Genomic DNA, 8872 nt, shown 5'->3' with positions numbered 1-8872 from the left:
TTGGTCCGCCTGTCCGGTATGGGGTCGTTTGACGGTGGCCGGGTGCACCCGGCGGCTGGAATCGTGGCGGGCCCGGGGTCGTTACACACCCTGACGATCGCAGCACCGCCTCACCACCCCACCCCTCCGGCTGGGATGACAGCAAGGCCCGGGTTGGAATGCCGGCGGGTGCGCGGTCGTTGCAGACCCCCGACCGACCGCACCAGCACCCCGTCGCACGAGGTGCCGATGGATGGGCCGATCCCGGAATGACCCCGGCCCGGCGGTCGTTACACATGGACCCGGCGCCACGAGCCCTCCGCTTGTCGGCCGCTGGACCCCGGCGCCACGAGCCCCCGCCCGTAGGCCGCCGACCTTCAAGACTTTCCCCGTGTAGGAGAGCGCCGGACGAGGTGCTTGCACCCCACGTTCCCGTTCCCCCCGGAACAAGGGCGCGTGTGGTGTCTACCCCCCGAAGGAGCAACCTTCATGAACACGATCATTCGTAAGAGCATGCTGTCCGTTGCTGGTCTCGCGTTCGCCGGTGGTGTGTTCGCCGGTCCGATCGCCGCGCACGCCGCCCCGGTTGAGGGCAAGCCGGTTGCGGTCGCGGTGCAGACGGTCAAGGCGCAGGGCCCGCAGTCGCACATCGACCTCAACGACGAGCAGACCGCCAACGTCAAGGCGATCATCGCCGCGACGAAGAAGGCCGGCCTGCCCGAGCGGGCCGCGGTGATCTCGATCGCCACGAGTCTGCAGGAGTCGAAGCTGGAGAACCTGGGCCACCTCGGCGACATGAACGACCACGACTCGCTGGGCCTGTTCCAGCAGCGCCCCTCCAGTGGTTGGGGTACGCCGGAGCAGATCACCGACCCCGAGTACTCCACCACCGCGTTCCTCAAGGGCCTCAAGCAGGTCGACGGATGGCAGGACATGGCCCTGACCGACGCCGCGCAGACCGTCCAGGTCTCGGCCTACCCGGACGCCTACGCCCAGTGGGAGCAGCAGGCTGCCGACCTGGTCGCCCAGCACTGGAACAGCTGACCCACCACACCACAGCACCGCGTGACACCGACTGGCCGGCACCCCGATCCCGGGGGTGCCGGCCAGCGGCATGTCCCGCGGCCGAATCTTGGACAGTTACCGTCACGCCGGCGGGCTCAACCGGTGGTTGCAACACCGAGGAGCTGGGTCATCTTTTCACCTGGGGTGGCCCAGCCCAGGGTCATGCGGGGGCGATCGTTGAGTTCGTCGGCGACGTGGTCGAGGTCAGCCTGGTCGATGGTGGTGAAGTCGAAATGGCCTTTGGGGAAGTACTGGCGTAGCAGCCCGTTGGTGTTCTCGTTGCTGCCGCGTTGCCAGGGGCTGTGCGGGTCGCAGAAGTAGACCGGGCAGTCGGTGGCGATGGTGAAGTCACGGTGGCGGGCCATCTCGACGCCCTGGTCCCAGGTCAACGAGGCCCGTAACCGCTGCGGGAGCCAGCTCATCGCGGCGGCCAACTGGGACACGACGTGTTCGGACACCTTGCCCTCGGGCAGCCCGACCAGGATCACGAACCGGGTGGCGCGTTCTACCAAAGTGGCGATCGCGGAACCACCGCGTCCACCTCGACGTACCCCTTCGAGCAGGTCGCCCTCCCAGTGCCCGGGCACCGCCCGGTCAGCGACCTCAGCCGGCCGGTCAGCGATGCGCAGAGCGACCCACGGCCGGGCCGAGCGCACCGCCCCGCCTGGCGCCGCCCGGCGACGGCGAGCGGCCCGACCCGAGCGCAACGCCACCTGCCGAGCCAACTCCGCGCGCAGGTTACCCCGCGCCTGCAGGTAGATAGCCTGGTAAATCGTCTCGTGCGACACCCACATCTCCGGCGTGTCCGGGAACTGCACCCGCAGCCGGGCGCCGATCTGCTGCGGCGAACGACGTCGCCGCAGCATATCCAGCACCGTCTCACGCAACGGCCCGTCAACAGCCAACCGCGGTACCCGCCCGGACCGGTTGTGCCGCAGAAACGACGCCCACTGCGCCATCAACAGCTGATACCGCTGCCCGTAACGCTCGAACCGACCCACCTCCCGCGAGATCGTCGACACCGACCGCTGCAACCTTCGCGCGATCGACCGCAACGACTCACCCGCAGCCCGACCCAACCCAATCTGCTCCCGCTCCAGCGGACTCAACCTCGACGCCATAACCACCCCAACGACAATCACGAAAGGGTGTTGCAACCACCAGTTGAGCCCAAGCTCGTAACGGAAACTGTCCAAGATCTCACGTCGTCGTGGGGGTGCAGGGGTCGGGAACAACGCCAGGCCGCTGCTGGTTGTGGACAGTGTCGGTGTGACTCAGTGTCCCCGGGCCTCACCCAATATTGCCTTCGCGGAACACCGTTCGGCTGGAGCCGCGTAGCGCCACTCGCCGAGAGGCGACCTGCACACCGACACCAGCGCCGCCCCCGGCCCACCGGCCGGGGGCGGCGCTGTCTTTCCCACCGACGGAATCGTGGACCGCGGATGGGGCGCACGCGGGACGGCCCCCGCCCGCCCGAAGGGCGGTGGCGAGGGCCGTCGACGGATCGGTTGGTCAGGTGGCGTTGATCGTGCCGGTCAGCAGGAGAGCCAGGACCAGCGTGCCCAGCGCGACCCGGTACAGCACGAAGACGTACAGGGTGTGGTGGGCGACGTAGCGGAGCAGCCAGGCGATGGCGGCGTACCCGATGCCGAAGGCGATCACGGTGGCCACGACCATCTGGGCGACGGTGGGTGCGGACGTGCCCGGGGCGGACGGCTCGAAGACGTCCCCGAGGCTGAACACGCCGGACATGACCACCGCCGGGATGGCCAGCAGGAACGAGTACCGTGCCGCCGCCTCCCGGGTCAGGTTGAGCAGCAGACCGGCGGTGAGCGTGCCCCCGGAGCGGGACACCCCGGGAATCAGCGCCATGGCCTGGGCGAAGCCCATCACCACGCCGTCCTTCATCCGGAAGTTCTCCAGGGTGCGGGTCTGCCGCCCCCAGTACTCGGCGAACGCCAGCACGAACGCGAACACGATCAGTGTGGTCGCCACGACCCACAGGTTGCGCCCGGCCGTCTTGATCTGGTCCTTGAACACGAAGCCGAATAGCCCGATCGGGATCGAGCCGACGATGACGTACCAGCCCATCCGGTAGTCGAGGCTGGAGCGCACCGACTTGTCCCTGATGCCGACGAGCCAGGTCCGGGTGATCCGCCAGATGTCCTTGGCGAAGTAGATCAGCACGGCCGCCTCGGTGCCGAGCTGGGTGACCGCGGTGAACGACGCGCCGGCGTCGCGGTCGAAGAAGATCGCCGAGGTGATCCGTAGATGCCCCGACGAGCTGACCGGAAGGAACTCGGTCAGTCCCTGGACGATGCCCAGGACGATGGCCTCGACCCAGGTCACTCGCCGACTCCCGAAAGGTCGAGCGCCTCGGCGACGGTACGGAGGGTCTGAACGCCGCTGTCCCGGTCGGCCACGAACAGCGTCACCGACAGCGTGGTGACGCCGGCGGCGGCGTACTCCCGCATCCGCTCGGCGATGCGTTCCTTCGGGCCGAGCAGTGAGGTGCGGTCGATGAACTCCATCGGCACCGCGGCGGCCGCGTCGCGCTGCCGCTTGGCCAGGTAGAGGTCCTGGACCTCGCGGGCGGCGTCGCCATAACCCATCCGGGTGGCGAGCTGGTTGTAGAAGTTCTGCTGCCGGCTGCCCATCCCGCCGACGTAGAGCGCGGCGTACCAGCGCACCAGCTCGGCGCAGGAGGCAACGTCGTCGCCGACCACCACCGGCACCGAGGGCACCACGTCGAAGCCGGCCAGTTCCTTGCCGACCTTGGCCCGCCCGGCGCTGACCGAGGCGAGCTGCTCATCGGCGAACTCCGGGGCGTAGAACACCGCCAGCCAGCCGTCGGCGATCTCGCCGGCCAGCTCCAGGTTCTTCGGGCCGACCGCGGCCAGGTAGATCGGGATGTGCTCGCGAGGCGGGTGGAAGCCCAACCGCAGCGCCTTGCCGGGGCCGTCCGGCAGCGGCAGGGTGTAGTGCTCGCCGTCGTACGCCACCTCCTTGCGGGCGATGGCCAGCTTGACGATGTCCACGAACTCGCGGGTCCGGGCCAGGGGCTTGGCGAAGCGCACCCCGTGCCAGCCCTCGGAGACCTGCGGGCCGGAGACGCCCAGGCCGAGCCGGAACCGGCCGCCGGAGAGCGCGTCGATGGTGGCGGCGGTCATCGCCGTTGCCGCCGGCGTACGTGCCGGGATCTGCATCACCGCGGCGCCCACGTCGATCCGTTCGGTCTGGCCGGCCATCCAGGCGAGCATGCTGGGCGAGTCGGAGCCGTAGGCCTCCGCCGCCCACACCACCGAATAGCCGAGCCGGTCCGCTTCCTGGGCCAACGCCAGGTGATCCGCTGGTGTGCTCCACGCTGTCTGGTATCCGAGGCTGAGCCCGAGTCGCACTGGTCCTCCCCCATCCGTGGCACAGGTCGCACCAGGTTACGCAATGCCGATTACGGCCTCGATCACCGGCTCGCCCCCTATGATCCCCCGTCCGTCCCGGTACCCGTGACCGGCGGAACCGGCAGAACCGGCAGAGATGACGGGAGCGAGGATATCGGTGGCGGCAGGTTCGAAATAAGGTTCACCCATGCAACAGCGACCGCTCGGCCGAAGCGGGCTGGCGGTTTCCCGGCTCGCGCTCGGCACCATGACGTGGGGCCGGGACACCGACGCCGACGATGCGGCCGCCCAGCTGAAGAGTTACCTGGACGCGGGCGGCAACCTGATCGACACCGCCGACGTGTACGGCGACGGGGACGCCGAGTCCGTGATCGGCTCGCTGCTGGGCAGCCTCGTACCCCGTGACGATCTGCTGATCGCCACGAAGGCGGGGTTGCGCCCGGGCAGCGGCCGGCGCCGCGACGGCTCCCGCGGGCACCTGCTGCGCACCCTGGACGCGTCCCTGCGCCGGCTCGGCACCGACCACGTGGACCTGTTCCAGGTGCATGGGTACGACCCGGACACCCCGCTGGAGGAGACCCTGGCCGCGCTGGACCACGCGGTGGCCAGCGGCAAGGTCCGCTATGTCGGGGTGTCGAACTTCTCCGGCTGGCAGACCGCGCGGGCCGCCGCCTGGCAGACCGCCTGGCCGGGCCGGGCGCCGGTGGTCGCCGCCCAGGTGGAGTACTCGCTGCTGGAGCGGGGCGTGGAGCGGGAGGTGCTGCCCGCGTGCGACGCGCTCGGCCTCGGGGTGCTGCCGTGGTCACCGCTGGGCCGGGGTGTGCTCACGGGCAAGTACCGGCACGGCCGTCCGGCGGACTCCCGGGCCGCCTCGCCGCACTTCGAACGATTCGTCGCCACGTACCTGGAGCCGCGTTGCTCCAGCATCGTGGAGGCGGTGGCGACCGCGGCCGGCGGGCTGGGCGTGTCGCCGCTGGAGGTGGCGCTGGCCTGGATCCGGGACCGGCCGGGGGTGACCGCGCCGATCCTCGGCGCCCGCACGGTCGGGCAGCTGCTCGGTGCGCTCCAGGTCGAGCGGATCACGCTGCCCGAGGAGATCACCACCGCGCTGGACGACGTCTCGGCGGTGCCGGTGGGTTACCCGGAGCGCGACGGCTGACCCGCCGGCCCGTTCACATTGTCGGGCGTTGACCGGGAAGCTCGCGGATCGCGGTCAGGAAGCGGGACTGGTCGTCGCGGGTCGCCGGGTTGACGATCCGGATCCACGAGCCGTCGTCGAAGAAGATGGTGGAGGGGAACTGCATCAGGCCGGCCACGCCCCCCTCGGAGTCGACGCGGGCCACCCGGGTGCGCTCCACGCTCCACAGCAGCCGCGGCTGGCGCCGGTCGGGCCGGTCGGCGTCGGGGCGGGACCCCATCCGCAGCAGGTGGAGGTGGGTGTCGCTCACCGCCAGCGGTGTGCCCGTGTAGCGCTCCAGGAACAGCAGCATGCTGCCGGCGAGGGTGGCGAGGTCACCGCTGAAGACGTACCGGCGCCGGTAGGCGATCTCGGCGAGCTGATCGGCCAGCGGGCGGTACCGGCTGAGCCGGAACAGCGCCCGGAACGCCTCCTGCTCCTCGGTCAACGGGATCGGCTCCCGTTGCGGCGCCTGGTGTGGCGGGCTCGGCTCCGGCTCGGCCGCCGGCAGGCCGACGGCGACGGCGGCGGCCCTGCCGGGCAGCAGCAGCACACCCGCGGCCAGCCGCACCGGCGTCATGACCGCGTCCACCCAGACCACCGGGTTGACGATGTTGAGCAGCCCGAACAGCGCCCGCGGGTCCAGCGCCTCGGCCATCTCGCCGGCCACCCGGTCGGTGAGCTGCCGGCCGGCCTTGTGCGTCTCCGGGGTACGGACCGGGGCGAGCCCCACGTAGCGGAGCTCCTGCCCCGGCAGGAGCGGCGCGACGAGGGCGCGCTCGGGCTCGTCGCTGGTCCGGAACTCGTCGCGCAGCTCGCGGGCCTTGTCACGGGCGGCGCGCGCGCCGCCGAGCACCGCGTCGGTGAACCGACCCAGCCGACCCCGCTCCCCTGACGTCACGCTCCACCTCCTCGGCCGGGCTAACGGCCCGCGGGTTGATCTGCGGGCGGCTGCCCGAAGACATTCTGGTCGATCCAGTCGGCGCCGCCCTGCACCGCCTGGTCGATCTGGTCGCCGACCTGGTCGCTGCCCGGGATGGAGAGGCCGGAGGTGAGCGCAACGGACCCCCAGGTGACGCCGTGCACGATCGAGTTCGGCACGTTCCACGGCAGGTTGGTCGCCCAGTCCCGGGCGATCACCCGGGCGCCGTCGGCGACGCCGTGGGCGCGCAGCGCGGCGGCCCGGTCGAGGGCTCCCATGTCGAACGGCGAACCCGACTTGCCCAGCTTGTAGGTGCCCTTCGTGGGGTCGAGGAACTTGTGGTGCCACTTGTCGGCCTTGCCGGCGGCGCGGCGCTTGTCGGCGTACTTCTGGCCGGTGCGCAGCTTCTTCTGCATGTCGACCAGCTTGTCGAGGTGGTTGCGCAGCTTGCGCAGGTACAGCATGACCCGCTGGAGCAGGCGGATGACCTTCTGCAGGTGCGTCGCCAGCGGCCTGATGACCTTCAGCATCCGGGTGACGACGATCAGGCCGCGGGTCACGGCGACGCCCACGCCGGCCGCCCAGGACGCACCGGCGGTGAACGGCGCCATCAGCAGCGCCGTCACCAGCGTCACGAGGAGGAAGTTCACGAACTCGACGCAGACGTCGACGAGCACGTCGTGCACGGTCTGCAGGCCGTCGGCGACGCTGCGCAGGTACTCGGCGGTCGCGGCGAACTGTTCGGCGACACCGAGCAGTTGATCTTCGACCTCGGCCAGCCGCTGGCCGTACGCCGTCCCGGCGGGCGAGCTCCACCCCGCCTGGGCGGCCTCGCGGGCGCCGCGATGCCCCTGCGCCAGATCGCGCACCTGCCCGGCCAGCGTGTCCCACTCGGCGGCCTTCGCGCGCAGCGCGGCGGGCTCACCGTCGACCAGGTCGACGAGCTGGATGAGCGGCCAGGCCAGCGTCCGGCAGACGCTGTCGACCGCGGCCTCCACCCCGGAGAGCGCGTTGTCGAGGCCGTTCCACAGCTGGACGGCGCTGCCGGCGGGCCCGCTCATCCGGGCATCCCCGCCTGGATGGCCTTGAACCCGCCGTCGAGTTCCTGCTCGTTGCGCTCGTACGCCTCGACGGTGTCGGCCAGCGCGTCGGCGACCCGGCCGAATGCGGCGTTGGCGGCGCCGAAAAGCTCCGCGCCACCGGTGACCTGCTCGGCGTACTTGGCGCGGAGCATGTCGCTGGCGAACGGCAGATGACCGAACGCGTCCGACGGCACGTCACCGGCCGAGACGATCTGACCCTCCAGTGCGGCGAGTGAACTCGCGACCTGCTTGGCGGCCGTCTCCAGTCGACGGACCGCCTGCACGTCGACATCGATGTCCGGCGGCATGCCGTTCCTCCCCCATGTGTCGAGCGCACCGACGATACGATTCCCCGGCCACCGGGCACCACCCCGGTCGCATGGTCCACGGGGGAGGGAACTCATCTCATGACTGATCCGATGTCCGCGTTCGACGGGCTCGCCGGGCGGATCGCCGACATCGAACGCCGGTTCGCGGGGCTCCGCGACGACCTGGCCGAGCTGTCCGGCACCGCGACCGACGAGAGCGGCCTGGTGTCGGCGACGGTCGACGCCACCGGTGTGCTGACCGGCCTCACCCTCGCGCCCGCCGCCCTGCGCGCCGGCACCGAGGGTGTGGCGGAGCTGGTGCTCGACGCGTACCGGCGGGCCCGCACGGCGGCCAGCGAGCACGTCGAGAGGCACACCGAGGGGCTGGACGTCACGCTGGGCGCGGGCCTGAGTGACCTGTTCGGCAGGCCCGGCGACTTCTCGGCGCTGGGCCGGTTGGAAGAGACCGTCGCCCGGCTCGGGCGGCTGGACGACCGCCTGCCGGGCCCGCCGGCATGACCTCGGCAACCTGGCCGGACATCGTCGCGCGGCTGCGGGACACGATCGCCCGCTGCGACCGCGACACGGACCTGGAGCTCTCCGCCGGTTCGCGCGCGATCCGGCTGCTGGTGCGCCGCGAGGTGGTGGGGGCGATCTGCCCGGGCCACGACGAGGCACGCCTGGCCGCGCTCGGCTGGCACCGCCCGACCGGCGACACGGGCTGGTGGTACGAGGTGCCGCGCACTCCGGAGCAGGTGGAGCGGCTCAGCGTGTTCGTGACCCGCACCGCCGCCGAGGTGCTGACCGATCGGCCGGGCGCGCTCTCCTGCCGGGCCGTGGCACCGGCCACCCGTGCGGTACCGGCGCCGCGGTCGGCCGGGCCGGCTGGCGGGGCGGCGGAGCCGGCGAATGGCTGTCTCTTATACCCATCTCCGAGCCCA

Annotated in this window: 10 protein-coding genes; 4 read left to right on the top strand and 6 right to left on the bottom strand. The window is 71.2% G+C overall.

Translation table 11 applies throughout. From position 1 onward, the window contains the following. Positions 1-468: 468 nt before the first annotated feature. Positions 469-1023: a hypothetical protein gene (locus EAD89_RS03880; RefSeq protein ID WP_121674758.1), complete on the top strand. Its 555-nt coding sequence runs from the start codon at positions 469-471 to the stop codon at positions 1021-1023. A 116-nt stretch (positions 1024-1139) separates the two neighbouring features. Here the strand turns inward: EAD89_RS03880 and EAD89_RS03875 are convergent, their stop codons facing one another. From EAD89_RS03875 to EAD89_RS03865, 3 genes are all read right to left on the bottom strand, one after another. Continuing rightward, positions 1140-2240, bottom strand: coding sequence for an IS30 family transposase (locus EAD89_RS03875; protein ID WP_121674757.1), 1101 nt, complete (start codon positions 2238-2240; stop codon positions 1140-1142). 316 nt (positions 2241-2556) lie between these two features. After that, positions 2557-3393, bottom strand: coding sequence for an undecaprenyl-diphosphate phosphatase (locus EAD89_RS03870; protein ID WP_121674756.1), 837 nt, complete (start codon positions 3391-3393; stop codon positions 2557-2559). Beyond that, complete coding sequence (locus EAD89_RS03865) at positions 3390-4442, bottom strand: LLM class F420-dependent oxidoreductase (protein ID WP_089021139.1); 1053 nt, start codon at positions 4440-4442, stop codon at positions 3390-3392. Before EAD89_RS03865 ends, EAD89_RS03870 begins: the two co-directional genes overlap by 4 nt. Positions 4443-4629: 187 nt before the next feature. Between EAD89_RS03865 and EAD89_RS03860 the strand changes: the two genes are divergently transcribed. Next, on the top strand, positions 4630-5601 hold the full coding sequence (locus EAD89_RS03860) for an aldo/keto reductase (protein ID WP_121653848.1): 972 nt from the start codon (positions 4630-4632) through the stop codon (positions 5599-5601). Between the two features lie 13 nt (positions 5602-5614). On the opposite strand, the gene EAD89_RS03855 is transcribed toward EAD89_RS03860, so the two are convergent. From EAD89_RS03855 to EAD89_RS03845, 3 genes are read right to left on the bottom strand one after another with little or no spacing between them, the layout of a single operon-like run. Then, positions 5615-6520 carry a hypothetical protein gene (locus EAD89_RS03855; RefSeq protein WP_121674755.1) on the bottom strand — a complete coding sequence of 302 codons (906 nt, stop codon included), beginning with the start codon at positions 6518-6520 and terminating at the stop codon, positions 5615-5617. 20 nt (positions 6521-6540) lie between these two features. Further along, positions 6541-7602 carry a WXG100 family type VII secretion target gene (locus EAD89_RS03850; RefSeq protein WP_121674754.1) on the bottom strand — a complete coding sequence of 354 codons (1062 nt, stop codon included), beginning with the start codon at positions 7600-7602 and terminating at the stop codon, positions 6541-6543. After that, positions 7599-7931: a hypothetical protein gene (locus tag EAD89_RS03845; RefSeq protein ID WP_121674753.1), complete on the bottom strand. Its 333-nt coding sequence runs from the start codon at positions 7929-7931 to the stop codon at positions 7599-7601. The genes EAD89_RS03850 and EAD89_RS03845 overlap by 4 nt, the downstream gene beginning before the upstream one ends. A 99-nt stretch (positions 7932-8030) precedes the next feature. Between EAD89_RS03845 and EAD89_RS03840 the strand changes: the two genes are divergently transcribed. Next, positions 8031-8450 carry a YbaB/EbfC family nucleoid-associated protein gene (locus tag EAD89_RS03840; RefSeq protein ID WP_121674752.1) on the top strand — a complete coding sequence of 140 codons (420 nt, stop codon included), beginning with the start codon at positions 8031-8033 and terminating at the stop codon, positions 8448-8450. Next, a partial coding sequence (locus EAD89_RS03835; RefSeq protein ID WP_147458752.1) for a hypothetical protein occupies positions 8447-8872 on the top strand: 426 nt, incomplete at its 3' end. The genes EAD89_RS03840 and EAD89_RS03835, both read left to right, overlap by 4 nt.

The organism is Micromonospora sp. BL4, assembly GCF_003667505.1.
Classification (GTDB): domain Bacteria; phylum Actinomycetota; class Actinomycetes; order Mycobacteriales; family Micromonosporaceae; genus Micromonospora.
The sequence above is the reverse complement of the archived record's forward strand: the minus strand, read 5'-3'. Positions and strand labels throughout refer to the sequence as shown.

Bases quoted from the DNA above. Each gene is read 5' to 3' on its own strand.
- EAD89_RS03880 (WP_121674758.1), top strand. From the start codon at position 469: ATGAACACGATCATTCGTAAGAGCATGCTGTCCGTTGCTGGTCTCGCG.
- EAD89_RS03860 (WP_121653848.1), top strand. From the start codon at position 4,630: ATGCAACAGCGACCGCTCGGCCGAAGCGGGCTGGCGGTTTCCCGGCTC.
- EAD89_RS03850 (WP_121674754.1), bottom strand. From the start codon at position 7,602: ATGAGCGGGCCCGCCGGCAGCGCCGTCCAGCTGTGGAACGGCCTCGAC.
- EAD89_RS03845 (WP_121674753.1), bottom strand. From the start codon at position 7,931: ATGCCGCCGGACATCGATGTCGACGTGCAGGCGGTCCGTCGACTGGAG.
- EAD89_RS03840 (WP_121674752.1), top strand. From the start codon at position 8,031: ATGACTGATCCGATGTCCGCGTTCGACGGGCTCGCCGGGCGGATCGCC.